Raw genomic sequence first — 26,584 nt, forward strand, 5'->3', positions numbered from 1 at the left:
TTGCCGGCAAGCCCCACGGCGCGGAACTGCCGGTGGGCTCTGCCCTAGGATAGGAGGGTGCGTAGGGTCTTTGGAATATTTTCGGCTGCAACAGCCATCGTGGTGGCACTGAGCCTCAGTGCCGCGGCTGGAACCGCCGGCTTGGTGATCGTCGTGGGCCAAGGCCTGGATGAACTCATGGCCCATCGGCCGCTGGGCACCCAATGGTATGCCAGCGCCTTCGGCGAACTGCTAATCATGGCGGTTGCCACCTTCTTGATCCCGGTGGTGATCTCGCGCAACAGCCTCGACCTGATCGAGTACCACCGCATGAAGCTGCTCAAGCACTATCTGTCCATCGGCCCGCTGGCGGTGCGCGCCTCCGGCGACGGGGAGCTGCTGCATGCGGCGATGGACTCGGTGGAGCGGTCCGTGAAATACCGTTCCAGCTTCATCGGCCCGGCCATCTCCGCGGTAGCCACCCCGGTATTGATCCTGTGCTTCATCGCCTTTGCCATCGATCCGCTCAGCGCACTGGTGCTGCTGGTTCCCACCGCGCTGGTCCCGGTCATCGTCCTGGGCTTCCAGCGGCGCTTCGGCTCCTCGAACGGCGAGTACCGCCGAGCCCAGGGCATCCTTTCGGCGACCTTCCTGGACGCACTGCGCTCGCTGGGCATGCTCAGGCTCAACGGCGGCAGCCGGTGGATGGGATCGCGCATCGAGCAGGCCACCGAACGCGTACGCCAGCAAGTGATGAAGCTGCTGGCCCGCAACCAGTTGATCTTGCTGGTCATCGATTCCAGCTTCGCCGTGCTGCTGCTCGCCAGTGCCGCCCTGCTGGCCTGGTGGCGCGCCAGCTCCGGGGCCATCACCCCGGGTTCTGCCCTGTCGCTGGTGATCCTGAGCTTCCTGATGCTCGCCCCGGTCAACTACGTCGGCAGCTTCTTCTACATCGGGATGACCGGCAAGGCTGCCGAGAAGAAACTGGCCGAAGTCGCCGACATCCCCATGCACCGTTCCATGGCCAATCCGCTGCACGTGGACCTGCGCCACCGCGATCTGATCCTGGAAGAAGTCAGCGCCAGCTACGACAGCGGGCACCACGCGCTGGACAAAATTTCCTGGCATTTCCCGGCCGGTTCGCGTACTGCCATCATCGGCCCCTCGGGCAGCGGCAAGACGACGCTGCTGCGCGTGCTCCAGGGCCAGCTCGAAGCTTCCTCCGGCACCATCCGCGATGCCCGGCAAGCCATGGGCCCGGCAACCTTGAAGGCCAATACCGCCGTAGTGGAACAGCACGCCACGCTCTTCGGCATGAGCCTGCGCGAGAACCTCCTGCTCGGTGCGCCCCAGGCTGCCGACGGCGAACTGCTCCTGGCGCTGCGCCAGGTCGGCATGGGAGCGTGGTTCGAGGCGCAACCCGGGGGATTGGCCCAACGCCTGGGCGAGGGCGGGGCACGGCTTTCTGGCGGCCAGGCCCAACGCCTGTCGCTGGCCCGCGCCCTGCTGGCGCAGCGTCCCGTGCTGCTGCTCGATGAGCCCACCAGTGCCTTGGACGTCCAGACCGAAGCGGACGTGCTCGGGACCCTGCGCTCCTTGGACCGCAGCACCACGGTCATCACCGTCACCCACCGGCTGGGGTTGCTGGCCGACTACGACTACGTGCTGGTCATGGACCACGGGCAGCTCATCCAGGCCGGACGCCGTGACGAGCTGCTGGCCGCCGACGGCTATCTCAAGGAAGCCATGGACGGATTCCGCCAACGCGCTGATGCGCTGCATGCCAGCGGCCGGAGCCAGCTGGGGGAGGGGAACTAATGCGCACGCAGAAAATCTCCACGATCAAAACCGTCGCCTGGCTGATTGGCAGCACCAAGGACCTGCTCCCGCCGTTGCTGCTGGCCTGCGTGCTGGCCTGCGCCACTCGCCTCGCTTCGCTGGGGATCTACGCCGTGGCCGGGTTCGGCCTGGCCAAGGCCCTGCACCTGGGCGGTGCGCAGCTGCCTATGGACCTTGGCTGGGGACCGCTGATCGCTGTGGTCATCCTGCTGGGGCTGGTCAAGGGCGCGGTGCGCTACCTGGAGCAGTATGTAGGGCACCGTGTGGCCTTCCTGTCCCTGGCGCGGCTGCGCAACCGCATGTACCAGGCATTTGAACGCCAAGCGCCCTTCGCCGCGGACAGCAAGAATTCCGGCGGTATGCTCGCCAAGGCCACCAGCGACATCGACAAGGTCGAAGTGTTCTTCGCCCACACCCTGCCCCCGGCCGTGGCGGCAGTGGCAGTCAGCGGCCTGGCAACCTGGGGAACCTGGGCGGTATTCGGCATGCAACCGGCCCTCGTGCTGCTCGCCGGCTATGTGCTGATCGGGCTGGCCATCCCGGCCCTTGGCGTCGGCGCCCTGCGCCGTACCGCGCGGGCCACCGCCAGTGCTCGCGGCACCCAGAACCAGCTGCTGGCCGACGCGCTTGCCGGCATCGACGTGATTCACGGATTCAATGCCGGCAAACCCGTCATGGCGCGGATGCGCGAAAGCCTGCACGAAAGCCGGCAAGCGGCGCGCTCGGCCGGAACCGTGAGCGCGGTACGGGCCACGCTGACCCAGCTGGTGGTCTGGGGCAGCCTGCTCGCGCTCTTTGTCCTGCTGGGAACCGCCGGGCAGTTCGGCACGCTGATCGTGCTGTGCTGTGCCCTGGTCCCTTCCTATGAAGCGGTGCGCGCGGTAGACGGGTTCATCCTGGGCCTGCAGGATTCGCTGGCCAGCGCTCGCCGGCTGTACGCCACCGCGATAACCAGCCATCCGGTTTCCGAACCCGCCAACCCGGTTCCCCTTCCTGCTTCCGGCACCTTGCGCGTGGCGGATCTGTCGGTTGCCTTCGAGGGCCATCGGGTAGTTCGCGGCGTGGACTTCGAACTGGAACCAGGCTCCCTGCTCGCATTGGTGGGCGAAAGCGGCTCCGGCAAATCGTCGGTCGCAGCAGCCCTGGTGCGCTCGGTGGAAGCTGCCGGCACCGCCAGCTTCGGCGATGTGCCGCTGGAGGCCGCCAGCTTGGCGCAGCTGCGCACCCGGATCATCCTGGTCTCACAAGAGGCGGTGATGATCCGTGGCACGCTGCGCGAGAATCTCTTGCTGGGTGCGGAAGGGATCAGCGACGCCGAGATGGAGCAGGTCCTCGACGAGCTGGGCATGGGCCCCTGGCTGCGCCAGCAGAAGGCCGGATTGCAGACCCGGTTGGGGGATCGCTTTGCCCGGCTTTCCGGTGGCCAGCGCCAACGCGTGGCCCTGGCCCGGGCGCTGCTGCGCAACCCCGCGGTATTGATCCTCGATGAATCCACTAGCGCCCTGGATGCACGCAGCGAACAGCTGGTCCTGGAAGCAGTGGAACGCCGCCGCGGTGAAGGGATGGCGGTGCTGATGATCAGCCACCGGCTATCGATCCTGGCCCGGGCGCAGAACGTGCTGGTGCTCCATGAAGGAGTGGTGCTGGAACGCGGTGCGGCGCCAGCGCTATTGGCCGATGGGCAATCCTTGTTCTCCCGCATGGCCGTGCGCGAAGCGGACCGGATTTTGCCAAGCTGATCCACGCCCCGCCCAATGGATGGAACTGACAAGGCAGCGGGGAGGTACTAGGCTCGCATCATGATGCGAATAGTGGTTCTCCTGTTCCTGGCTGTCCTATTCACTGGCTTCGTGGTGACCGCAATCCTTGCCGGCACCTCCGGGGAATGGGTGTGGTGGATCCTCGTCGTGCTCACCGGTTTGCTGGTGCTTCTGGGCATCAGGGACCTGCTGCAAAAGAAGCATGCGATCCTGCGCAATTTCCCGATTGTCGGGCACGCCCGCTACCTCTTCGAATTCATCCGCCCCGAGATCCAGCAGTATTTCATTGAGCGCAATACCGATGGCCGTCCTTTCAACCGCGACACCCGCTCGCTGATCTACGCGCGGGCCAAGGGCGCCGATAGCCATAAGGCTTTCGGCACGGAGCTGAATGTCAATGAAGTCGGCCACGAATACCTGCTGCATTCGGCAGCTCCGGTAGCCCCGGTGGCATCGCAGCACCGCGTACGGGTGGGGTCCAGCCAGTGCTCGCAGCCCTATGAGATTTCGCTGATGAATATCTCCTCGATGAGCTTCGGCTCGCTTTCTGCCAACGCGGTGCTGGCGATGAACAAGGGCGCCGCGATGGGCGAATTCGTCCATGAAACCGGTGAGGGCGGGCTGACCAAGTACCACCTGGAATACGGGGCGGACTTGTTCTGGGAAATCGGTTCAGGCTACTTCGGCTGCCGTACCGAGCAGGGCCGCTTCAACCCCGAAACCTTCGCTGCCAAGGCGAACCATGAAAAAGTCAAGGGCATCACCATCAAGCTCTCCCAGGGCGCCAAGCCCGGGCTCGGCGGCGTGCTGCCGGCGGCCAAGGTCACCGCGGAAATCTCCGAGGCCCGCGATGTCCCGATGGGCGTGGACTGCATTTCACCGGCCAGCCACGCCGAATTCTCCACCCCGCGCGAATTGATGCACTTCGTAGCGAAGCTTCGCGACCTCTCCGGCGGCAAGCCAGTGGGCATCAAGTTCTGCGTTGGTTCCCGCACCGACGTCATGGCCCTGTGCAAGGGCATGCTGGAAACCGGCATCCTGGTGGACTTCATCACCATTGATGGCGCTGAAGGCGGCACCGGAGCTGCGCCGCTGGAATACGAGGACCATGTTGGCGCCCCGCTGACCGAAGGCTTGATGCTGGTGCACAACACCTTGGTGGGTGCCGGACTGCGCGACGAAATCCGCCTCGCCGCGGCAGGCAAGGTCGCCAACGGCTCCGACATCATCAAGCGGCTGATCCAGGGAGCGGATTTCACCTTCTCGGCGCGTTCCATGATGATGGCCACCGGCTGCATCCAGGCCCAGCAGTGCCACACCAACCACTGCCCCGTAGGCGTAGCCACGCAGAACAAGCGCCTGATGCGTGCCCTGGATGTGGAGGACAAGGGCCACCGCGTCTACAACTACCATCGCTTGACCGTCACCGAATGCGCGCAGATCATGGCATCGATGGGACTGACCAGCCCGGAGCAGCTGAACACCCGGATGCTGCGCCGCCGGGTGAACCTGCAGTCCACTCGCTCCTACGCCTCGCTGTTCCAGTGGTTGCGTCCCGGCGAGCTGCTCGAGGATATTCCAGGTTCCTGGAAGGAAGACTGGAATGAAGCAGACGCGGACCACTTCGGCGAGCACGCACCGCTGGACTACGCGGCACCCAAGAGCGTGGATATCACCCCATCGGTGGTTCGCGAACCAGCCGATGCAGTGAACGCACCGCGCATCGAGCCCAGGGATTCAGCCAAGGTGCGCCCGGTACATGCAGATGTCACCCGGCCAGAAGGCAAGCCGGGAGCTGACAGCTAGCCTTCCGAATCAGCAGCCAGAGACCGCAACGCCTCGTGGTCCACTTCCTCCAGCGAAGCCGGAATCCACGTGGGGTTGCGGTCTTTGTCGATGACCTGGGCACGGATGCCCTCGGCAAGATCGGCACGGTGCATCAGGTAGCGAGCCAGGCGCAGTTCGCGGTCCAAGGCCGAACGCAGGTCCTGCTCCTCACGTGCAGCCCGCACGTTGTAGAACGCGCTGGCCACGCTGGTCGGGGAATTCGCTGCCAGCATCTGCGCGGCACGCTGCGCCGAAGGATGGACCATCTGCTCCAAGCGTGCCAAGACTTCCTGCGGGGTGGCGGCACTGAAAGCATGATCGATCCAGCCGCGGTCCAGTTCCAAGGCGAAGGACTCGGGCGCACCGTGCATGACCTCGATAGCAGCCGCGATCTCTCCGGCATTCAGCCCCGCGAACTCAGCGAGCTCATCGAGGATGTTCTGGGCGAAGTCCTCGGTGACAACGGCATCGGCAAAACCGAGAAGTACGGCATCGGCACCGGTGAAGGACTGCGCACTCATCGCAAAGAACTCGCCGAAGTGGCCCGGCGCGCTGGCCAGCAGGTGGCTGCCTCCCACATCCGGGGTGTAGCCGATCTTCGCTTCGGGCATTCCCATGGTGGCGTTCGCGGTCACCAGGCGCACCGGTGCGTGCGAGGCCAGGCCGATGCCCCCACCCATGGTGATGCCATGGGCCAAGCTGATCAGGGGCTTGGGATAGGTGGAGATCAGGTAATCCAGTTCGAATTCTCTCGCGAGCAGATCGATGAAATCCTGATGGCGTCCGGTGGTGACTGCTGCGTGGAAACCGGCGATATCTCCTCCGGCACAGAAGGCGCGTTCGCCGCGGCCGGTGAGCAGCACCAGCGAAATCGACGGGTCCACGGCCCACGCACGCAGCACCCTGCCCAGCTCGATGAGCATTTCCAGGGTCAACGCATTGAGCTTGCTGGCACGGTTCAGCTCGATGTGGCCGATTGGTCCATGCACGGCCGAGATGACTACGCCATCGCTGGAAGATGCAGGGGTCTGGTTCTCCACCGGGACATTCCTCTTTCTTGGGACGGATGCAGGCACCAGTGGCGCCGCGGCGCAACGAATCAGCGGGAGAGCACCTGGGCGAGCCGGTCCAATACCAGCGCGGCCTTCGGCTTCTTGGAATTCTCGGGTTTCAACGCGAAGATGGAGCGGGCCAGGCGAATCTCGGGGGCATCAACTATGCGGATGCCTTCCGGAGCGTTGGCCATGGCCAGATCGGGAACCAAGGCGGCGCCCAGTCCCGAGGAAACCAGGCTCAGCGACGCATTGAAGTCGTCGCAGTAGGCAGCCACCTGCGGGTGGATGTTGTAGGAAGAGAACAAGCGCGAAATCAAGGTGGCATCCGAGGTGCCCGGGTGGTGGAAGATCCACGGCCATTCGGCCAACTGGTCTACGGTCAGCTGGGCGTCTTCAGCGATGGGCCAGGACGCCGGGATCACTACCCGGAACTGGTCATCGCCCAACCAGGTGCGCTCCAGGGACGCTGGCCACGACAGTCCGCCGGGTCCCACCTGGAAGATCAGTGCGAGGTCGAGGTCGCCGCCGGTGCTAAGGCCTGCGACAGTTTGCTGGGGTTCGCCGATCCACAGGCGCAGGTTGATGCCCAAGGAGGACCAATCCGGTGCCTTGAGGATTTGCGGCAGCGCGTAGGTCGCCAGCGAGGGGAAGATGCCAAGCTTGATTTCCTCAAGGTCGGTAGCTTCGGTGGAGATGGTGGCGACGTCTGCCATGAGGGCGTCGAGGTCGGTGAGCACCCGTTTGGCATGGCGCACCATGCGCAGGGCACCTGGCGTCGGTGTGATGGAGCGTGCGCCGCGCAGGAACAGCGTGGTACCGGTGCTTCGCTCCAACGCTGTCATCTGCTGGGAGACAGCGCTGGCCGTGTAGCCCAAGCGGGTTGCGGCCGTGGCAAAGGAACGATGCGCCACCACTTCGAGCAATGTGCGCAGATGAACTGGATTAATCACTTCTAAAGTCTATGGCCTTTAGCCAAAGATTTGCTTAGCCCACGGCCTAGAGTTCGTCCTCAAGGTCATCAAGCTCTGTGCTTTCCTCGTCGTTGTCATCGTCTGCGGCGAATTCGTTGTCGAGTTGGTCTTCGGTTTCCAGGTCATCGTCGTAGAGGTAATTGCGCTGTGCCAGCGGGTCGAGGTTGCGCATGGTTTCCGGCATGTCGCTTGAGCCCTCATAAGCCTGGGAATCGCGTCCGTCATCCGGTTCGTAGATGTCGTTGCCGAACTCCGGCGCAAATTCTGTGGTGTCGAAATCCTTCGTCATTGCGTACTCCTTCGTCGAATACGAGGGATCCGCCGGAAGCCGGGGATTTACCTCGTGACTTCTCGTATCACCAGAGTAGGACGCTGCTTCGGGAAACGAAAGACTTGTTTTCTGCAGCTGACAGTGAATGACTTCTCAGTGGTCATGTTCGGCATAGTGCTCCAGCAGGGGAGCGGCACGGTAGGCCAAGTGCGTATGGAGCGCGAAGGTTGTTTCCGAACGGGTGACACCCTTGACGCGCAAGATCTGGCGCAGTGCTGATTGCAGCTGGTGGGTGTCGGTGGCGATGAGCCGCACCCAGAGATCGCCACGTCCGGAGGTCTCGTGGATTTCCAGCACGCTGGGGATCTGGCGCAGCGCAGTGACCACGGTATCCAGATCGCGGTGGTTCACTTCCAACGTCACGAAGGCCAGGACGTCGTAGCCGAGCTTGCTCAGATCGATGTCGCGGCCGCCGTCGCGAAGGATTTCGGCACGCTGCAAACGGCGCAATCGCGACTGCGCTGTGTTGCGCGCAACACCGACCTCATCTGCGAGTTCAGAGATTTGGATGCGGGGATCCTTGATCAGTGCGAGCAGCACTTTCAGGTCTACATCGTCTAATCGCACTATATGCTCACTCCGGGTTATCTGCGGGGACAAATTTTTGAACAATCTGCTCAAATGCTAGCAAGAAATCTCTCTCGTTGCTTTTAGCAGGCGGATATTAGTGAGTGAACGCTCTGTTGTAGTAGACAAACGCAAGCAGAACGCTCAACTAACCGGTGGGGCAGCGAGTGGCCCCACCGGTAAAAACTCTTTCTGGGCATTCTTCGTGCCCAGCTGGTCTGGACTACTTTGATCCCGGGAGTGAATTTGTCGGTTATCAGCGAGCTGCGCATGCAGCCTATGAACCATCGCGTACTCTCCTGGAACCCCGGGCTGACCGCTCGACTGGTGATCACCGTGTCCGTCAGCTTCCTGCTGCTGGTCGGAGCCAACCTGGCCACCCCGCTGTATCCGGCACTCCAATCCGAATTGCACCTTGGCGCCATGGGAACCACCGTGGCCTTTGCCAGCTACGTCTGTTCGCTGATGCTCTTCCTATCCACCGTGGGGCATTGGTCGGATCATATCGGACGCCGTGCGGCGCTGGTGATCGCGGTCGTTGTTTCTTTCGCTGGAACCCTGGTCTTCGGATCGGCCGGCAACCTGCTGGAACTGTGCCTTGGCCGTGGTTTGCAGGGCGCCGGTGTCGCGCTGGCTACCGGTGCTAGCGCCGCGGCCCTGCGTGAACTTCTTCCTGCGCGGCCTGAGTGGGCTTCGCGCTTCACCCTCTTGGCCTCATCGGGCGGTGTCGCCTTCGGACCGGTCTTGGGCGGACTGCTGGCTCATCTGCCTGGCGGGCGCACTACCGTGTTCATGGTGCAGGCGTTCTTGCTGCTGCTGGTCCTGGTCCCATTGAGCACCCTGCAGGCCCGTCCGGCCATTGCGCTGGCTGAGCGCGGACAGCGAAGCAAGGCCCTGGCCCCACGCCGCTTGGGCGTCCCCAGCTCGGCCCGGGCACCGTTCTGGCTCGCTGCCCTCGTTGGCTTCTTGAGCTTCGCCATCTTCGGCTTCGTGCTGTCCTTGGCACCTGGCTACTTCGCCCAGGCCTTTGGCCTGGATTCGGTGCTGGTCATTGGCCTGATTGCCGGCCTGCCATTGGGCATATCCGCCCTGTCGCAGCTGGTCGTGCGCGGCGGCAAGGCCTTGCTGCCTATCGGTCTGGGATTGATGGCGGCCTCCACCGTAGTGCTGGCCGTGGCTGCCGAGCATCGCCAGCTGCCATGGGCCATCGCGGCATTGGTTTTCGTGGGCCTGGGCCAGGGCATGGCCTTCCGCACTGCCTTCGCTCAAGCGGTGGACGCAGTCAACGACAAGCAGCATGCCCAAACCGTGTCCACCATATACCTGGTGACCTACCTGGGCAGTGCTGTTCCAGTCATCGCGCTGGGCTGGGCCGTCGGGGTCTTCGGGCAGCAGCAAAGCATCCTGGTCTTCTCCATCGGCTGCGCCGTGGTGGCGGCAGCGCTAGCCGTCTGGGCACTGGCAGGACTGCGCAAAGCACGCTAGAACCGGGCGTACTGTGGAGGCATGACTAGTCCACTTCCAGCGCCTGCTAGCCGCGGCGCACAGTGGGCCGTGGCTGCACGCATCTACATTCCTGCACTGTGGCTCGGCCTGATCATCGGCATTTCATTCATCGAGGCACCACTGAAATTCACCGCACCCGGAATCACCATTCCCCTGGGACTGGGCATTGGACGCCGCGTCTTCTTCGCAATGAACATGGTCGAGGTCATCTTCTTCATTGCCCTGGTGGCCGGGTCGGCCAAGCGCGCTGCCGGCAAGGCCTGGGGCTGGGGCGTAGGGCTGGTCGGCCTATTGCTGCTGATTAAAACCGCAGCGATCCGCCCGGGTCTGTCTGCGCGTACCGATGCGGTGCTTGCAGGAGTCTCCGATGGCGGATCGCTATGGCATTACGCCTATATTGGCGTGGAATTCTGCTTGACCCTCGCTCTGGTTGCGCTGCCGCTGATGGCAGCCAAGCGCTGGATCAGAATTACCGGTCGCTAGCCAGCTGGCAGGCCTCGGCGGTAATCATCACCGATTCGAGTCGAGCGTGCTCCTCGGTGGGGTAATGGATGGTGATCAGTTCATCTGCCTGAGCTGCCGAAGCGAAGTGGCGCAGGTATTCGGCAACCTGTTCTCCGGTGCCAACCGCGGTGTAGCGCATCATGTCCAGGATCTGCTGCGCCTGCGGAGTATCCATGAGCATATCGATCTCCGCTTCGGTGAATTCCTTCTTCGCGGAACGGCCGATGAAGCTTGCCACGCGATGGCGCTTGGCAACGTCCAGCAGTTCATGCGCTCGTTCAGCCGTTTCCGCAGCCAGCACGCCTACGCCGGCAATGACATACGGTTCAGCCAGTTGCTCTGAGGGGGTGAACTCCTCGCGGTAGATGCGGATCGCTTCATGCAGCGCAGCCGGTGCGAAATGCGAGGCGAAGGAATACGGCAGTCCCAGCTGGGCGGCGAGCTTGGCACCGAAGAGCGAGGAACCCAGGATGTACAGCGGAACGTTGGTTCCTGCTCCCGGGGTCGCCTGAACGGTAGGAACCCTGGATTCGCCGGCGAGATAGGCCTGCAGCTCCAGCACATCGTGCGGGAAGGAATCGGCGGCCGACGGGTCGCGGCGCAAGGCACGCAGGGTGGTCATGTCGGTTCCCGGTGCACGGCCCAAGCCCAAATCGATGCGGTCGCCGTAGATTTCGGCCAGCGTGCCGAACTGCTCGGCGATCACCAGGGGGGAGTGGTTCGGCAGCATGATGCCGCCTGAGCCGAGGCGAATCTTCTCGGTGTGGTGGGCTATGTGGCTGATCAGCAACGAGGTCGCGCTGGAAGCAATGGTGGGCATATTGTGGTGTTCCGCGTACCAGACGCGTTCATACCCATGGCGTTCTGCAGTTTGCGCCAAGCGGACGGAGGACTTGAAAGAGTCGGAAATAGTTGTCCCGGGTTCAACCGGAGCAAGATCCAGAATAGATAGCTTCACACTGGGTACAACCGGTGGCGTACGGGAAGTATTCCAGTAATTTCCGCCTCAAACGCAAGGAACGGCTATCCGCAGTGCGGATAGCCGTTCCCTGGCTAAGTCTGGCGTTAGCGCCAAAGACCTTCTTTAGAGAGCGCGAATGTCTGCAGCCTGCAGACCCTTTGGACCCTCAACAACTTCGAACTCCACCTTCTGGCCCTCGTCCAGGGTGCGGAAACCCTGGGTCTGGATTGCAGAGAAGTGTGCAAAGACGTCTGGATCGCCGCTGTCTGGAGCGATGAAGCCGAAGCCCTTTTCAGCGTTGAACCACTTGACGATTCCGGTTGCCATTTTCTTATTTGGTCCTTTCAGACGTTTCTCGCCGGTTTAGTTGGCGAGCTTGGTTGTAATCTGCGCACCCTCCGAATTCCAGGATGGAAGACGGATAATGCGAAGCAGCCAAGTCATTCACTTCACGTCTAGAAGGGGGCTCGCGTCAACCGAGGTGGTACGACATTCACAAACTTCTAACGGGTACTTCGCGAATTACTTTGGAACTACATTGCCTAGCCTACGTGTTTGGTGACGACAAATGAATAACTTTGAACCAATTAATCAGAAATTTGGTTAAGCGGTGAGCCGAGTTCACCGAAATGCCGGTTTGATGACGCGGAATACGACCACGGCAGCGATCAGGGACAACGCCGCGGCGATGCCGGAAGTCAGCAGGACTCCGTGGTCGAAGGCCATGGCTGCGGAGCCCAGCAGCGCTTGCGCATCGGCGGCACTCAAATCGGCGGCGACCTGGTGCGCTCCGCCCAAAGTCTCGCCGGCAGTTTGCAGCTGGGCATCGGTCAGCGAGCCGGGCGCGAGCAGCCGCGAGGTGTAGACCGTATTCAGGATGGTACCCAGCACTGCAATGCCCAGTACCGAGCCCACTTCGTAGGCGGTTTCCGAGATCGCCGATGCCGCGCCGGCCTTGGAAGCCGGGACTGCGGAGAGCACCATGTCATTGGACAAGGTCTCGGTCATGCCGATTCCCGTACCGAGGACAGCAAACGCGGTCATGAGCAGGAAGGAATTGGATCCCTCCCCGGCCAGGATCACCAGCAGGTAGGCGACCGCGGAGAGGATCAGGCCGATGGCCATGATGTTCGGCGTGCCGAAACGGCGCGAGAGCGCCACCGAGAGCAATCCGAAGCCCATGGTCAGCACCAGGCCCGGGGTCATCCACAGTCCCGCCACCAGCGGGGAGAACCCTGCAATGAGCTGCAGATGCTGGGAGACGAAGTAGATGAAGCCCACCAGCGAGAAGATGCCGATCAGGTTGACCATCAACGCGCCAGAGAACAGTGCGTTGCTGAACAAGCGGACATCGAGCATCGGCTGTTCGGCCTTGAGCTGCCGGCGTACGAAAGCCGCACCGCAGACAATGGCCAGGACGATGGCCGCGGCCGAGAAGTACCACGGGGCAGTTACCGCAGTCTTGATGGCGTAGACAAAAGGCAGGAGGGTGAAGACCACCAGCAGGATCGAGAACGGATCCACGCGGCCCGGGTTCGGGTCCTTGGATTCGGGAACAAGGATCATGCCGCCGATCAGCAGGGGCAGGAGCATTGGCACGGCCATCAGGAAGACCGAGCCCCACCAGAAGTGCTCGAGCAGCACGCCGCCGACAATGGGGCCAAGCACAGCGCCGCCGGAGAAGGCCGCCGCCCACACCGCAATGGCGGTCCGGCGTTCGGTATCATCCATGAAGATATTGCGGATCAAGGACAACGTGGCCGGCATGAGCATTGCGCCGAAGACGCCAAGCAGGGCACGGGCTGCCACCAGCTGGGTGGCATCCGTGGCGAAAGCGGCGAGGGCGGAAACCAGCGCGAAGCCGGTCGCACCGATCAGCAGCAGCTTGCGCCGGCCGATGCGGTCGCCCAGTGAACCCATGGGGACCAGCAGCCCGGCCAGGATCAGCGGGTAGATGTCGATAATCCACAGCAGCTGGTTCCCCGAGGGGGACAGGGCTCCGGTGATTGCCGGGACCGCGAAGGAGAGTACGGTGTTGTCGACGGAAATGAGCAGTACAGGGAACAGCAGGACCACCAGTGCCGCCCAACGGCGCGGCTTGCTGAGCACTGTAACGCGTTCGGAGATATTCGAGGTCATGACGTTCGCCCTTGGATAGGTAGTGGAATGCGCGGCGATTTGCCCGCAATTGTTAACTGTACCGTCTAGACGGTATAGTTACAATTGTTGGTAAAGTCAGATCGATCACGAACTACACCTTGGAACGGAGAACTATGGCTCGCCCACCTGCTGCCCGCGGCAAAGTGCTTGACGCCTATATCGCGCTCTTGTGCGAAGAGGGGGAGCGGGCAGCCACGCTGGATGCCACGGCCGCACGCGCCGGGGTCTCCAAGGGCGGGCTGCTCTACCACTTCGCCTCCAAGGATGCGCTGGCGGACGCGGTCATCGAGGCCGCGGAGGAACATGTTGCCCGTGATGTCGAGGGGATGCGCACCTCGGCGGAAGGGGCGTCCGTTTATTACGTGCGCACCAGCGCGGAAGTCGATACCGAATTGGATCGGCACCTGGTGGCCCTGCAACGCCTGGCCCAGGCCGGGGTCAAAGCCGCGACGGAAAAAATCGAGAGCACCAATGAGCGCTGGTACCGGTGCATTCTGGATGAAGTCGGCAGCAAGGACATCGCGCATCTGGTGATGCTCGCCGGCGAGGGGCTCTACGCGAACCTGGCCCTGCCCGGGACTTGGTACGAACGCAATTTTGATGGCGAGCTCAATCGCTTACTAGAGTTGGTCTCGAGAATAAAAAAGTTGGGAAACCTCAACGAATAGCGAGCAGGTAGAAATCAATGAAGAACAAGAGCGTTGCTTCTCCAATCAGAGGACGAGTTGGAGCGCTGCTTGGCATCCTGCTGCTGGCACTGTCCCTGCGCGCCGCAGTGGTGTCAGTTTCCCCGTTGCTCTCCCGCATTGAAGCGGATATCGCGTTCACCGAGTTCACCACCGGCCTGCTGGCGATGCTCGCGCCCATTGCTTTCGCAGTCTTCGGCCTGCTCACTCCGCGGTTGATCAAGGCTTTCGGCCTGGAAAAAACCCTGATGATCTCGCTGGGCCTAGCTGTCATCGGCCAGGTCGCGCGGATCTTCATGCCCGAGGTCTATTCCTTCCTCGCCCTGTCCATCATCACCTTGGCTGGCTACGGCATGGGCAATGTGGTGCTGCCGCCGTTGGTCAAGAAGTACTTCCCGGACCGTATCGGCATGGTCACCAGCGGCTACGTCACGATGTTGGCCATCGGCACCTGGATGGCCCCTCAGTTCTCTGTTCCACTGGCCAATCTCAGCGACTGGAAGATCTCCATTGGTTCCTGGGCCGCCCTGTCGGGCATCGTGCTGGTGCCATGGCTGGTGCAGCTGGTTGCCGACCGCGGGACACAGCGCCCGGATAATCCCGTCCACGCCAGCGGGCATCCGCAGCCTATCGCCAAGATCAACCCCTGGAAGTCCAAAGTGGCTTGGGGTCTGGCAATTTTCCTGGCCGGGAACTCGGCGCAGACCTATGTCTACTTCACCTGGCTTCCGCCCTACCTGCAGAACCGCGGCCTCGACGAAATGGCAGCTGGCAACATGCTGGCGCTCTTCGCGATCCTCGGCCTGCCGGTCAGCCTGCTGGTTCCGCTCTGGGTGCCTCGGCTGAAGCACCCGATCATTGCAGTCCTGGTCTTCACCATGTGCTGGATTGCCGGGCACCTTGGCATCTACCTGTCGCCAACGCAGAACACTGCGTTATGGATCTGCCTGGCTGGCCTCGGGCAGGGCACCTTCGCCATTGCGCTGCTGATGATGAACCTGCGCTCGCGCACAACCTACGGTTCAGGCGTGCTCTCGGGCTTCGCCCAGGGCCTTGGCTATGCCGGTGCCGCGGTGGTTCCCATGCTCTTCGGCGTGGTGCAGAAAGCCACCGATTCATGGGGTGCGGCCTTTTCGATGCTCGGCGGCTGCGTCATCGTGATGCTGGTCGGCGCGATCATCATCAACCCGCCGCGCACCATCGAAGATGATTCGCCAGGCACCGAGGACCTGGGCAAGCTCGAGCGCATCGACTAGAAGTGGCGCTGCGGACCTTCGCTGGACGGTGGCGTGGGGCGGGAGCGATGCCAATGGCCCGCGGCCAACGGGACCGACCAGCCGAAGCGGATGGAAGCCACGCGGATGGCAAAAGCCAAGGCGGCAATGCCGGCGCCCACCGGAACGTTCATCAGCGCCAGATGCCAGGCCACGGCGGTGAGCGCGGCACCCACCATGGCGGCCAACGCGTAGATATCGCGCGGGTTGAACAAATCAGGGGTGACGTTGGAAATGACATCGCGCATCAAGCCGCCGCCTACGCTGGTGATGACACCAAGCAGGACCGCGGTGACCGGATTGAAGTCGTGTTCCAGGGCCTTGAGCGTACCGGTGACGCAGAACAGGCCCAGGCCTGCCGCGTCGAATAGCTGGACCAGGCGGTGCAGCTTCTGCACCGCGGGGGTAAACGCGTAGACGCACAGCGCCGCGAGCACCGGAGGCACAAAGTAGACCGGATGCGCGAAAGTCGCCGGGGACTGATTGAGAATCAAATCCCGCACCACTCCGCCGCCCAGACCGCAGACCCCGCCGAGGAAGGCCGAACCGAGCAGATCGAAGCCACGGCGCGCGGCCATCAATGAACCCGCGACGGCGAAGAAGAAAATGCCAATGAGCTCGATCAGGATGTACATTCCGGGCCTTTTGCAGGTCAATCAGTGGGTCAAGGCTCAATTATTGCTCACCGGCGATCTCAGCCAAGAATCTTGGCGAGCTTGACCAAGGTGTTGTGGTTACGGGTCGTCACAATGCGTTGCTTTGCCTGTGCGGCCATGAGCTTCCCGATGGGATTCGCGGTGCTTTCGCCCTTGCGGACAATCCACGCTACGGCACGGCCCTGGACCAGATAGGCTCCTGGCCCAGCGAGTCCCTGGATAGCGGCGCCCACCGCTTGGGCATCCTCAGCCGATTCGCAGAGCGTGAAGTAGCCATGGTGTTCGCTGGCCGGATCAGGCAAGGGCAGCGGGAAGGGCTGGGACAGCTGCTGGATTTCCGCGACGGTGCAGACAAGCGTGGGAATCGGCCGCTGGTAGTGCCCGGCCAGAACCGCATTGCAGTGCTCCTGGACTTCCAACGGATCAGAACTGGATGCGCTGAGCACCGCATTGCCGCTGGCCAAAAGGGTTTTCACGTCGGTGAAACCAGCAGCGAGAAGCAGCTGGGCCAGGTCCTTCATCAGGACCTTGACCCCACCGACATTCACCCCGCGCAGGAATACGGCGTATCTAGTCATGGATCAATCCAAGCGCATCGGATTGATGCTTGTCGAGGGTCGTTATGAGTCATAAAGATCGCTAGGATCAAGAATATGCCTACGCACTTACCCTTTGGATCATGGCCATCATCGATTTCCGCGCATGACGTCGCTGCCGGAACCAAGCCGCTGGGCGGAGCCTGCTTCTTCTCGGACAAGCTCATTGTCCAGGAAGGCCGTCCTGCCGAAGGCGGGCGCATCACGCTGATGGAATACGGCACCGACGGCACTGCCGGTGCAGAGCTCATCCAGGCACCATTCAACGTGCGCTCCCGGGTCCACGAATACGGTGGCTCCAGCTGGATGCTCATCGAGGGCGGCACCTCGGCCATTGTTTTTGCGAACTTCGCTGACCAGCGGGTTTACCGGCAAACCGTAGGGGAGCACGATGCCGCGGCCCTGACCCCCGCCAGCGGAGTCGACGCAGACCCGCAGCTGCGCTTCGCCGAATTCACCCCTGGTCCAGAAGGCAGCATCCTGGCCATCATGGAAGACCTGCGGGCAGAACCAGTACGCCACATCGTGCAAATTCCCCTGGACGGCAGCGCAGCCGAGGACCCGGGCAAGATCCGCATCCTCAGCGCCCCGGCGCGATTCGTTGCAGCGCCACGGCTGAACCCCGCGGGAACCCGGCTGTCCTGGATCAGCTGGGAACATCCGAATATGCCGTGGGACTCCACCGAGCTGCACGTGGCTGACTTTACCGAAGAAGGCGTACTGGAGGACACCGTCATTGCCGGTGGAGCAGAAGTCTCGGTCATGCAGCCGGAATGGCTCGATGATGACCAGTTGGCTTTCATCTCCGATGCCAGTGGCTGGTGGAACCCCTACCTCTACCAAGACAGCTCGGCACGCACCACCCGGCTGGTTGACCGTGCCGCAGAATTCGCCGGCCCGCTCTGGCAGGTGGGCACGCGATGGTACCTGGCAGAAAGCGCCCGCACCCTGCTGTGCTCCTACGGCACCGGCACCACCAAGCTGGCACGCTTGCACGCGGACACCGGGGGATTGGAAGACCTCGCGCTGCCATTCACCGGCATCCGCCCGTTCGCGCTGCGTGACGGGTGGCTGCTCGCCGGCACGTCCTCGATGACCCAGGGCGAAGAAATTACCTTGATCAACCTCGACACCTTGGAACACCACCCGGTGACCCGTGCGATTGCGCAGCTGCCGGATCCAGCGGTGCTTCCGGAGGTTGAAGAGTTCGAGTGCAAGAACCTCGCCGGCCAGTCCGTCCACGCGTTGCTCTACCGGCCTTCCCAGGAAGGCTACGCAGGGATGGAGGGCGAACTGCCGCCCTTCGTCACCTTCGTGCACGGAGGCCCGACCAGCCAGGCTTCCCCGACGCTCAGTGCCACGGTTGCCTATTACACCTCGCGCGGGATCGGGGTAGTCGACGTGAACTACGGCGGCTCCACAGGCTATGGCCGCGAATACCGCAACCGCCTGCGCGGCTCCTGGGGCGTAGTCGATGTTGCCGATACCGTCGCGGTGGTCAACGCGCTGGTAGCGCAGGGCATTGCCGACCCCGCACGCATCGGCATCGAAGGCGGCAGCGCCGGCGGGTGGACCGTGCTGTGCGCGCTGACCTTCTCCAATGCCTTCACCGCGGGCATCAGCCGCTACGGTGTTTCGGATCTGGTGGGCCTGGTGCAGGACACCCACGACTTCGAATCGCAGTACATGTTCACGTTGGTCGGACCGTACCCGGAAGCTGCCGATCTGTACGAGAAGCGCGCGCCAATCAATCACGTGGCGAAGATTTCCTGCCCCGTATTGCTGTTGCAGGGGGATGAAGACAAGGTGGTGCCGCCGGCGCAGTCCCAGATCGTGGCGGACGCGCTGGCCGAACGCGGCATTGCCCATGCCTACATTCTCTTCGAAGGAGAACAGCACGGGTTCAGGAAGTCGGAGAACATCATCAAGGCGTTGGAAAGCTCATTGGCCTTCTACGCGCAGATCTTCGAATTCCAGTCGGACGTTCCGGCGATCGTGCTGTCCTAGGACAGATCAGGACCTGGATCCGGGGCCTGCCAGGAATCCCGCAAGCGATCCATTTCGCGGCGGTCCTTCTTGGTGGGCCGGCCGGCGCCGCGTTCGCGGATCGGTACCTGGGGAATGACCAGGCGTTCGCGCGGCGGGGTGTGGTCGATGTAGCATTTTGCGGCAACTGGCGCGCCGACGCGCTTGGAGATCAGCCCGCTGACTTCCAGCTCGCGGTCGAAACCGTCTTTGCGCACACGGATGCGATCACCGGAGACAACGGTTTGCGAAGCCTTCACCGGATCGCCGTTCAAGCGAACATGTCCGGCACGGCAAGCAGTGGTCGCGGACGAACGGGTCTTGTAGATGCGTACTGACCACAGCCACGCATCGAGACGTACTTTGCCGCTTCTTGGAATTTCGACCATGGGAAAATTCTAAATCAGCAGATGGCTAGTGCCGCTGAAGCTGCTAAACCGTAGCCTCGTCGCAAATCCCGATCAGGCGCTGCTGCAGCGCTTCGGGTGCTTGGTCTCCTGAATTGGCGAGCTCCTGGAGCACATCGACCAAGTCTTGCGGCAGGCCACCGCCCTGGACCGACTTCACAATGGACGAGAGGACACGAAGTTCGCTAGCGTCAATGGTGCCGTCCTGTACCGGTGCGCAGGCCTGGCGCACGATTTCCTTGGACGCTGCATCGGTCAGCTGGTTAGCCGCGTCGGCCGCGGTGTCTTCAACAAATGCGCATCCGGTGCTCAATAGAGCCATACACGAAATCGCAACGAGCGCTGTTGCTTTTCGAACTTTCTCAATCCCCATAACAATAAATCATAGCCATGGAGATTGAGTTTCTGCTGAATGCCAACCGAGTCGATCATCTGAAGATCGGATGGCATGATGCACAATGGATCGGTGACTAGCGAGCAGAAGAACACCGCAAATGACAGCGCAACGGGGCAGCAAATCATTGCCCAACTGGCCCGGGAACTCTCCGAGGAATCCGCGGTAGCCCCCTGGCAGGTCAAGGCAGCGATCGAGCTCCTGGACTCCGGATCCACCGTTCCCTTTATTGCCCGTTATCGCAAAGAGGTTACCGGCATGCTCAGCGACAGCCAGCTGCGCCTGCTCGAAGAACGGTTGCGCTACCTGCGTGAATTGGAAGACCGCCGCGCAGCTGTACTGGAAGCCATCGCCGAAGCCGGCAAGCTGACCGACCAGCTTGCCGAGGCGATTCGCGCCGCCAGCACCAAGGCGGAACTCGAAGACCTGTACCTGCCATTCAAATCCAAGCGCCGCACCAAGGCCCAGATTGCCCGCGAGGCTGGCCTGGAAGCCTTGGCCGATCTGCTGCTCGCGGACCCAATGACGGATCCGGTGCAGGCGGCTGCCGACTACCTGAACCCGGATGCAGGATTTGCCACCGACGCAGATGCGCTTTCCGGCGCGCGTTCCATCGTGACCGAGCGCGTATCCCAGGATGTCGTTCTCGCCGGTGAACTGCGCGAACGCCTGTGGAACACCGGCAAGATCGGTGCCAGCGTCGCCTCGGGCGCCACCGCAGAGGGCCAGGGAAAGTACTCCGATTATCTGGACTATGTGGCACCACTTGATCGCTTGCCATCGCACCGGGTCCTGGCACTGTTGCGCGGTGAACGCGAAGGCGTGCTGAATCTGCAGCTCGCTGAAGCTGATCCACGCGACGAACAGGCCTTGGACGAAGCGCGCAGCGCCTACGAGAACGCTATCGCCTCCTCCCTGGGGCTGAACGTTCCCACCGGTGCGCCTGCTGCCAAATGGATTACGCAGACCGTGCGTTTGGCGTGGAAAGCCCGCCTGCTGACCCGCTTTGAATCAGACCTGCGCTCACGCCTGTTCGAAGCCGCTGAAGATGAATCGGTGAAGATTTTCGCGGCGAACCTGCGCGATGTGCTGCTGGCGGCGCCGGCCGGCAACAAGGCCGTGCTGGGCTTGGACCCGGGCCTGCGCACCGGTGTGAAGGTTGCAGTGGTGGACCTGACCGGCCAATCGGTGGAAACGGCAACGATCTATCCCCATGCGCCAGCCAATAAATGGAATGAATCCATCGCAGTACTGGCCAAGCTAGCCCAGAAGCACGGCACCACGCTGATTGCGGTTGGCAACGGCACAGCGGGGCGCGAAACAGACCGTCTGGCTGCCGAGGTCATCAAGGTGCTTGGCGGCGAGGGCGTCAGCAAGGTCATCGTCTCGGAAGCCGGCGCTTCGGTCTACTCGGCCTCCGAATTGGCCAGCCAGGAATTGCCGGATATGGATGTGTCGCTGCGCGGCGCGGTATCGATCGCCCGCCGCTTGCAGGACCCGCTGGCCGAGCTGGTGAAGATCGATCCGAAGTCCATCGGCGTGGGCCAATACCAGCACGATGTCACTGCCTCGAAGCTGGACCGCGCACTGGATGCGGTGGTCGAGGACTGCGTGAATGCCGTCGGCGTCGACGTGAATACCGCATCCCCTGCCTTGCTGGCCCGTGTAGCCGGCGTGGGACCGCTGCTGAGCCGCAACATCGTGGATCACCGTAACGCCAACGGCCCTTTCGCCACCCGCAAGGATCTGCTGAAGGTACCGCGTCTGGGAGCCAAGGCCTTTGAACAGTGCGCAGGCTTCTTGCGCATTACCGGCGGCAAGGAGAAACTCGATGCTTCCTCGGTGCACCCCGAAGCTTATGTCCTGGCCAAGACCCTGCGGAGCAGCGCCGAGGCGCAGGGCCGCCGGCTTGAAGAGCTGAACCCGCAGGACTTCGCCACGGACCAATTTGGCGAGCCAACCATTCGTGACGTGATTGCCGAGCTGCGCCGCCCTGCCCGCGACCCCCGTGGCGAGTTCGTGACGGCCACGCTCAAGGAAGGCGTCGAGACCATCAAGGACGTCAAGCCGGGGATGATCATGGAAGGCACCGTCTCCAACGTTGCCGCCTTCGGTGCGTTCGTGGACCTGGGCGTCCACCAAGACGGCCTGATCCACGTCTCGGCCATGAGCAGCAAGTTCATTTCGGATCCTCGCGAAGTGGTCAGTTCCGGCCAGATTGTCAAGGTCAAGGTGCTGGAAGTGGATACCGTGCGCAAGCGCATTTCGCTGACTCTGCGACTGGATGACGAACTGCCTGCTGCTGGCGCGGAGGCCAGGAACTCCGGACCAGGCGAACGCAAGGGACCGGGAGCTGGCCGTTCGGCGCGCTCGGGCCAGAACCGCACTGGCCAGAACCGCAAGGCCCAGCCCGCGCAGGGCAAACCGGCTGCACCGGGCAACACCGCGATGGCCGAGGCGCTGCGCAGAGCAGGACTGGGCAAGTAGGTTAGCATCGTATCGGCATGCCTAAGTTAGGTTAGTATCGGCTACATTAACTCGATCCCAACTTGGGATGATTCCCTAATTCAGGTTTGACTAAGTGAGTCCGAACTTCGGTGACAAGGTGGCAAAACAGGTTTAGTCTGATGACATGGAACTTACAGGAAAACTGGCAGAAGCCTTCAGCACCCAGGTAACTCTCGAACTAACCGCAGCAACGGTTTACCGTCAGCTGGCAGTTGAAATGGACGTATTGAGCCTTCCCGGCATTGCTGGCTGGTTCCGCGCCCAGGCCGGCGAGGAAATCGTGCACGCGGAAAAGTTCATGACCCACATGACCGACCGCTCGGCCCACCCGAAGATTGGCGAGCAGCCTGCCCCGACTGTGAATGTGAACAGCGTTGCAGATGCCTTCGCAGCTTCCTTGGCCCACGAGCAGAAGGTCTCCGGAGCGATTCGCGAGCTGTACCGTTTGGCACAGACCGAGGGCGACATCGACTCCCTGCCGCTGCTGCACTGGTTCATCGATGAGCAGGTTGAAGAGGAAGCCACCGTTGGTGAAATCCTGGATCGAGTCAGGATGATCGGCAACGATGGAAGCGGTCTGCTGCGACTGGATGCAGAGCTCGGCTCGCGTTCTTCCGCATCCTAAGAGGCGGCGAAGCACGCATCTTCAAAAAATGGAATAAACTTAGGGAAGCAACCGGTGGTTGCTTCCCTAAGTTTTTTCATTTGAGGTGGTTGTGAACCAGGTGGGCTATCCACATCAGTCGGCTCGGACGTCGTCCATTGCCAATACCCACCGGACGACTGCCTCGCTCAAGCTGCGCAAGGGCGCCGGCCGCCACTACGTAGTGCAGAGCCATTTGGAGCAAGGCACAGAGCTGGTCCTGATTGAGGTCAACGGCTCGTGGGCGCATGTTCTCGTGCACCAGATCTACGGTTGGCTGCCGAATATCTATCTTGAAGCGATCCCGGCGGTCTTTGACGAGCCGGTAGTCGCTGAAGACGATGACGAGCTGGCCGAGCCAGTTCTTTCACGCTATTCATTGATCGAAGCCACCCATGCTACGACGGCAACGTTGAATCTGCGCAAGGGAAGCGGCACTGGGTATCCGGTGCTCAAGGTCATTGACCAGGGGTCCAAGGTCCGCTCGATGCTCCAGCAGGGATTGTGGTCCCAGGTGCAGTGCGGCAAATTGCTGGGCTGGGTTCCCAGCATGTACCTGCAGGAGATTCCCTCCCGTCCAGCCAAGGGCGGGCTGATCGCCGTCCCCAACCAGCGGGCACTGACCACCATCGGATTGAACGCGAGACGCGGTCCTGGCGACCATTACTCGCTAGTGCGGATTCTTCCGGCCGACACGGCCGTGGTCATCGTCGCGCGCCAGGGCGCGTGGCGGCAGATTGACCGTGACGGCGAAGAAATGTGGATCCCTGCCAGCCAGCTTCGTACGGTGTACTGACCAGATTCGATTCTGTTTCAGGCGATCTGCAGATCCGCAGACGAAACCAATCCGGATTCTGTCGCCACTACTGCCAGCTGCACACGATTGGTGACGCTCAGTTCCTCCATGATGCGCGCCAAGTGGAGCTTCACCGAGCCCTCGGAGATGTGCGCGATGCGGGCGATCTGGGAATTGGTGAGCCCGGCCGCGACGAGGCGCACCAGGCTGCGATCGCGTTCGCTGAGCTTGCGCACGACGGATTGCTGGCCTGAGCGGCGCACGATTTTCGCGGTCGATTCCCAGCCGTCCGACGGCTGGGCAAAAAGTTGGTAGCCTGCAGCGAGCATGCGCAATGCGCTGGGCAGTTCCGAGCTGATGGAGCTTTTCGAGATCAGTCCCGAGCTGCCAGCATCGTAGGCCTTGGAGATATCGTCCCGCTGGTATCGGGCAGCCAACACCACGATCTTGGTATTCGGTGCACTCTCGGAGATTTCCCGAATCGAGCAATACAGATCCGTCCCATTCAGCGACGATTCCAGGACGACGAGGTCCGGCTCCAACTCGGTTGCAGCTTGAACGGCCTCGGACATGCAATCCGAAACATGCTCGATCACCATGTCGCTGGCCTCGGCTAAGACTCCAGCAATCCCGGCCCGTGAGAAATGGTCACTATCAGCCAGATGAATGCGGATGTGCGACATACAAGAATCCTCCATCACTACGAACTGGTGTTGTCCTGGCCAATCCTTCCTAACCCGTTCTGCGGTGGGGAAAGCTAGCAGGTGATTCACAGTCTATGGCCAACTAGTCAAATCCCTTGGCTTGACAGATAGCATTGCGAGGTTGTTGTCATATTGTTACATCACTGTTTGGGTAAATTTTCAGGTCAACTGTTGTAAGTGCATTATTTTCTCTAATGGTAAGAAGTTAAATTACCGCTCAGTATTACCTGCTGGCCATCGATTCTGACCGCGTGGCTAAGAAATTTGACCTGAGTATGCAAAGAAATGGCTGAAAGAAACCTGTGAGTCAGGGTTCATCAACCGTAGAGTCAAACGTGGGCTTTTACGAGTTTCCTGATCACAACCATCTTTTGGAGGATAGTGGTGCAAGCAAATAATTTGTCACCTAAGAATGGTAAGAAACCGCGTGCCGCACGCCGAGTTCTTGCCGGTGCAGTCGTTGCCAGTCTTTTCGTGGCTCCTACGGTAACTGCCGCTTTTGCGGCTCCTGACGATCTGTCGGAAGCATTCGGCAAGGTCATTAACGTCGACGGCTTGACCCTAGACGTGGCCGATGCTGGTTACTCCTACTCGGCAAACCCAAGTTCGCCTGATGCTCAGGAGAACCCGCTGAACCTTGCATTGCTTAACGAATCACTAGGCATCGACCTGGGTTCCCTTAGCCTGCCGGTCATCGGCGATGATGGAACTGGCCTCATTCAGCTGGGACAGGCTGGCCTGTTGTCCTCGTACGCAATCGCGGACACCGCTACCCACGCCAAGGCTTCTGCAGGCGTCTTGGGTGGCGACGGTGCCTTGGCGGTTGACGGCAATACCGCAGAACTAGCTTCGATCGACCTGACTAAGCTGTTCAACCAGGTTGGTGTAGCCGGCTTGACTAATGAAGTCCTCGATGTTGCTGAGCTCCAGTTGGGCGCACTTGGCTCCACCACCGAGCGCACCGACGGCGCTGACCCTACTCACGAATACAAGGTCGCTTCCGCGACTGTAGACCTGCGTAGCCCGCTGATTTCCCAGCTGAGTTCAGACTTGACCACCACTACCACCGCTCTCGGCACTGCGCTGGATGGGGTTGTTGGAGACGGCGGCTTGACCGATACGATCAGCAGCTCGCTGAACGCTGTCAATATAAATCTCCTCCTTGCACAGATTGGCCTGTCGAACTCCAACCTGGTTGTCAACGGCTTGGATGACGTAACCGGCACCCTTAGCACCGTACTTGCTCAGGAGCTGGTTTCTGACACCGGCGCGGTTTCGCTGAACTTGGGCGAAGGTACCGTAAACATTGATCTGTCCAAGATCATTACCGGTGGCCTGAACGACCAGCCTGCAAACACGCCGCTGCTGGACGACGCAACCGCAGCGCTCATTACCGCTGAACTGACCGGATTGCTGAACGAAGTCACCACCAACCTCACTGATGCCGTTAACGAAATCCTTGCTGAAGCAAGCTTCACCCTGACCGCAGATGTCAATGCTGTGGTGCTCGGTGCTGATCTCGTTACAGGTGGCGTTGATATCGGTGGTTCGTTGAGCGACCTGCTCAACGGCAACACTGATGCCTTCACTCTTGCAAATGACCTGACCCTCCTGCCAGGTCTCGGTGGCATCAACCTTGGATCGCTGCTCGACAGCGTTCTTGAACTGGTTCTTGGCGTGACCGGCCCAGCTTTCCAGGGAGTAAACGCACTGCTTGATGGCTACCCAGAAGGCATCCAAGCACTTGTCACTGAAGTTGTCGCGCCAGTAGTCAATGGTGCAGTCGAGCCGCTTCTTGAAGAGGTTCTGGAAATCACCATCAACGAACAGGGCACCGTAGCTTCGACTGAAGTGACTGTTCCTGCTACGACTGCCAACGTTGCTGCTCCGGCTGCTGCGCAGGTTGTAGATCCAGCTGTAGACGGTGAACTGAACTACGTAACCGCTCTCGCAATCGATGTTCTGCCGGTCCTTGGTACAGCAGCTGTTGGCGTTGACCTAGGCACCTCAGCAGTTCGTGCAGCAGCTGAAGCGCCGGCAGTAGCCGATGTCGATATCCTGACTCCTGCCGACGGCGATGAACTTCCTGTTGGCCCCGTTGAGGTAACGGGTACCGGTGAGGCTGGCACCGAGGTAACTGTCTCGATTCCGGGCCAAGATGATCAGGTGACCACTGTTGACGGAGACGGAAACTGGTCTGTCACGTTCCCTAACGTGCCAGCCGGTGACCACACAGCTACTGCAACGGACGAGAACGAATCAACCGATTCCGTGAGCTTCGTGGTAGTTGAGAACAGTGATGAGAATACTGCAGATAACACGGACGCGAACACCGATGCGAACACCGATGTGAACACTGCGGATAACGCTGATGCGAACACCGATGCCAACACGGATGCGAATACTGACGCGAACACCGATGTGAACACTGCGGA

Annotated in this window: 24 protein-coding genes; 12 read left to right on the forward strand and 12 right to left on the reverse strand. The window is 61.5% G+C overall.

The genetic code is table 11. From position 1 onward, the window contains the following. The first annotated feature begins 57 nt into the window (after nucleotides 1-57). Genes ACIP6G_RS08975 through ACIP6G_RS08985 form a run of 3 tightly spaced genes read left to right on the forward strand, consistent with a single transcriptional unit; the run spans nucleotide 58 to nucleotide 5,384 of the window. The gene (locus ACIP6G_RS08975; protein WP_400289585.1) at nucleotides 58-1,797 is read left to right on the forward strand and encodes an ABC transporter ATP-binding protein/permease; all 1,740 of its coding nucleotides are present in this window, start codon (nucleotides 58-60) and stop codon (nucleotides 1,795-1,797) included. Further along, complete coding sequence (locus ACIP6G_RS08980; protein WP_400289587.1) at nucleotides 1,797-3,557, forward strand: amino acid ABC transporter ATP-binding/permease protein; 1,761 nt, start codon at nucleotides 1,797-1,799, stop codon at nucleotides 3,555-3,557. Before ACIP6G_RS08975 ends, ACIP6G_RS08980 begins: the two co-directional genes overlap by 1 nt. 60 nt (nucleotides 3,558-3,617) lie before the next feature. Beyond that, nucleotides 3,618-5,384, forward strand: coding sequence for an FMN-binding glutamate synthase family protein (locus ACIP6G_RS08985; protein WP_400289589.1), 1,767 nt, complete (start codon nucleotides 3,618-3,620; stop codon nucleotides 5,382-5,384). Here the strand turns inward: ACIP6G_RS08985 and ACIP6G_RS08990 are convergent. The 4 genes from ACIP6G_RS08990 to ACIP6G_RS09005 all read right to left on the reverse strand — a co-directional run bounded on the left by ACIP6G_RS08990 (nucleotide 5,381) and on the right by ACIP6G_RS09005 (nucleotide 8,332). Then, the gene (locus tag ACIP6G_RS08990) at nucleotides 5,381-6,445 is read right to left on the reverse strand and encodes an enoyl-CoA hydratase/isomerase family protein (RefSeq protein ID WP_400289592.1); all 1,065 of its coding nucleotides are present in this window, start codon (nucleotides 6,443-6,445) and stop codon (nucleotides 5,381-5,383) included. The genes ACIP6G_RS08985 and ACIP6G_RS08990 overlap by 4 nt on opposite strands. 59 nt (nucleotides 6,446-6,504) lie before the next feature. Then, a complete protein-coding gene (locus ACIP6G_RS08995; RefSeq protein ID WP_400289594.1) occupies nucleotides 6,505-7,410 on the reverse strand; it encodes a LysR family transcriptional regulator in 906 nt (301 codons plus the stop codon). Between the two features lie 46 nt (nucleotides 7,411-7,456). Beyond that, on the reverse strand, nucleotides 7,457-7,720 hold the full coding sequence (locus ACIP6G_RS09000; RefSeq protein ID WP_400289596.1) for a hypothetical protein: 264 nt from the start codon (nucleotides 7,718-7,720) through the stop codon (nucleotides 7,457-7,459). A 135-nt stretch (nucleotides 7,721-7,855) separates the two neighbouring features. Then, on the reverse strand, nucleotides 7,856-8,332 hold the full coding sequence (locus ACIP6G_RS09005) for an Lrp/AsnC family transcriptional regulator (RefSeq protein WP_133834920.1): 477 nt from the start codon (nucleotides 8,330-8,332) through the stop codon (nucleotides 7,856-7,858). A 237-nt stretch (nucleotides 8,333-8,569) separates the two neighbouring features. Between ACIP6G_RS09005 and ACIP6G_RS09010 the strand changes: the two genes are divergently transcribed. Together ACIP6G_RS09010 and ACIP6G_RS09015 are read left to right on the forward strand one after the other, a co-directional pair. Next, a complete protein-coding gene (locus tag ACIP6G_RS09010; RefSeq protein ID WP_400289598.1) occupies nucleotides 8,570-9,814 on the forward strand; it encodes an MFS transporter in 1,245 nt (414 codons plus the stop codon). 21 nt (nucleotides 9,815-9,835) lie between these two features. After that, entirely contained in the window at nucleotides 9,836-10,318 is a 483-nt protein-coding gene (locus tag ACIP6G_RS09015; protein WP_400289600.1) for a hypothetical protein, read from the forward strand. Here the strand turns inward: ACIP6G_RS09015 and ACIP6G_RS09020 are convergent. The 3 genes from ACIP6G_RS09020 to ACIP6G_RS09030 all read right to left on the reverse strand — a co-directional run bounded on the left by ACIP6G_RS09020 (nucleotide 10,305) and on the right by ACIP6G_RS09030 (nucleotide 13,439). Next, nucleotides 10,305-11,297: an LLM class flavin-dependent oxidoreductase gene (locus tag ACIP6G_RS09020; protein WP_400289603.1), complete on the reverse strand. Its 993-nt coding sequence runs from the start codon at nucleotides 11,295-11,297 to the stop codon at nucleotides 10,305-10,307. The two genes, ACIP6G_RS09015 and ACIP6G_RS09020, sit on opposite strands and share 14 nt — an antisense overlap. A 126-nt stretch (nucleotides 11,298-11,423) precedes the next feature. Next, nucleotides 11,424-11,627, reverse strand: a complete 204-nt coding sequence (locus ACIP6G_RS09025) for a cold-shock protein (protein ID WP_013349999.1) — start codon at nucleotides 11,625-11,627, stop codon at nucleotides 11,424-11,426. Between the two features lie 294 nt (nucleotides 11,628-11,921). Further along, the gene (locus tag ACIP6G_RS09030; RefSeq protein WP_400289605.1) at nucleotides 11,922-13,439 is read right to left on the reverse strand and encodes an MFS transporter; all 1,518 of its coding nucleotides are present in this window, start codon (nucleotides 13,437-13,439) and stop codon (nucleotides 11,922-11,924) included. 134 nt (nucleotides 13,440-13,573) lie between these two features. On the opposite strand from ACIP6G_RS09030, the gene ACIP6G_RS09035 reads away from it, so the two are divergent. Beyond that, a complete protein-coding gene (locus tag ACIP6G_RS09035; protein WP_105658857.1) occupies nucleotides 13,574-14,128 on the forward strand; it encodes a TetR/AcrR family transcriptional regulator in 555 nt (184 codons plus the stop codon). A gap of 17 nt (nucleotides 14,129-14,145) precedes the next feature. Continuing rightward, the gene (locus tag ACIP6G_RS09040) at nucleotides 14,146-15,402 is read left to right on the forward strand and encodes a CynX/NimT family MFS transporter (RefSeq protein ID WP_400289607.1); all 1,257 of its coding nucleotides are present in this window, start codon (nucleotides 14,146-14,148) and stop codon (nucleotides 15,400-15,402) included. Here ACIP6G_RS09040 and ACIP6G_RS09045 read toward each other — a convergent pair. Both ACIP6G_RS09045 and ACIP6G_RS09050 read right to left on the reverse strand, forming a co-directional pair. Next, complete coding sequence (locus ACIP6G_RS09045) at nucleotides 15,399-16,055, reverse strand: trimeric intracellular cation channel family protein (RefSeq protein WP_400289609.1); 657 nt, start codon at nucleotides 16,053-16,055, stop codon at nucleotides 15,399-15,401. The two genes, ACIP6G_RS09040 and ACIP6G_RS09045, sit on opposite strands and share 4 nt — an antisense overlap. Before the next feature lie 59 nt (nucleotides 16,056-16,114). Next, nucleotides 16,115-16,654, reverse strand: coding sequence for a DUF1697 domain-containing protein (locus ACIP6G_RS09050; protein WP_400289611.1), 540 nt, complete (start codon nucleotides 16,652-16,654; stop codon nucleotides 16,115-16,117). Nucleotides 16,655-16,729: 75 nt separating this feature from the next. Here ACIP6G_RS09050 and ACIP6G_RS09055 point away from each other — a divergent pair, with 75 nt between their 5' ends. Next, a complete protein-coding gene (locus ACIP6G_RS09055; RefSeq protein ID WP_400289613.1) occupies nucleotides 16,730-18,679 on the forward strand; it encodes a prolyl oligopeptidase family serine peptidase in 1,950 nt (649 codons plus the stop codon). On the opposite strand, the gene ACIP6G_RS09060 is transcribed toward ACIP6G_RS09055, so the two are convergent. After that, nucleotides 18,676-19,086 carry an RNA-binding S4 domain-containing protein gene (locus tag ACIP6G_RS09060; RefSeq protein WP_133834871.1) on the reverse strand — a complete coding sequence of 137 codons (411 nt, stop codon included), beginning with the start codon at nucleotides 19,084-19,086 and terminating at the stop codon, nucleotides 18,676-18,678. The two genes, ACIP6G_RS09055 and ACIP6G_RS09060, sit on opposite strands and share 4 nt — an antisense overlap. 43 nt (nucleotides 19,087-19,129) lie before the next feature. Continuing rightward, nucleotides 19,130-19,426, reverse strand: coding sequence for a hypothetical protein (locus tag ACIP6G_RS09065; protein ID WP_286172318.1), 297 nt, complete (start codon nucleotides 19,424-19,426; stop codon nucleotides 19,130-19,132). Between the two features lie 129 nt (nucleotides 19,427-19,555). On the opposite strand from ACIP6G_RS09065, the gene ACIP6G_RS09070 reads away from it, so the two are divergent. From ACIP6G_RS09070 to ACIP6G_RS09080, 3 genes are all read left to right on the forward strand, one after another. Continuing rightward, nucleotides 19,556-21,985: a Tex family protein gene (locus tag ACIP6G_RS09070; RefSeq protein WP_400289627.1), complete on the forward strand. Its 2,430-nt coding sequence runs from the start codon at nucleotides 19,556-19,558 to the stop codon at nucleotides 21,983-21,985. Between the two features lie 145 nt (nucleotides 21,986-22,130). Next, nucleotides 22,131-22,631: a ferritin gene (locus ACIP6G_RS09075; protein ID WP_133834868.1), complete on the forward strand. Its 501-nt coding sequence runs from the start codon at nucleotides 22,131-22,133 to the stop codon at nucleotides 22,629-22,631. Between the two features lie 100 nt (nucleotides 22,632-22,731). Next, nucleotides 22,732-23,445 carry an SH3 domain-containing protein gene (locus ACIP6G_RS09080; protein ID WP_146112337.1) on the forward strand — a complete coding sequence of 238 codons (714 nt, stop codon included), beginning with the start codon at nucleotides 22,732-22,734 and terminating at the stop codon, nucleotides 23,443-23,445. Between the two features lie 17 nt (nucleotides 23,446-23,462). On the opposite strand, the gene ACIP6G_RS09085 is transcribed toward ACIP6G_RS09080, so the two are convergent. Next, nucleotides 23,463-24,128, reverse strand: coding sequence for a LuxR C-terminal-related transcriptional regulator (locus ACIP6G_RS09085; protein ID WP_400289616.1), 666 nt, complete (start codon nucleotides 24,126-24,128; stop codon nucleotides 23,463-23,465). Nucleotides 24,129-24,623: 495 nt separating this feature from the next. Here ACIP6G_RS09085 and ACIP6G_RS09090 point away from each other — a divergent pair. Beyond that, on the forward strand, nucleotides 24,624-26,584 hold a 1,961-nt coding region (locus ACIP6G_RS09090), incomplete at its 3' end, for a choice-of-anchor G family protein (protein WP_400289618.1).

Origin of the sequence: Glutamicibacter sp. NPDC088483 (genome assembly GCF_044753145.1) — a bacterium.
In the GTDB taxonomy this organism is placed as follows: Bacteria; Actinomycetota; Actinomycetes; order Actinomycetales; family Micrococcaceae; genus Glutamicibacter.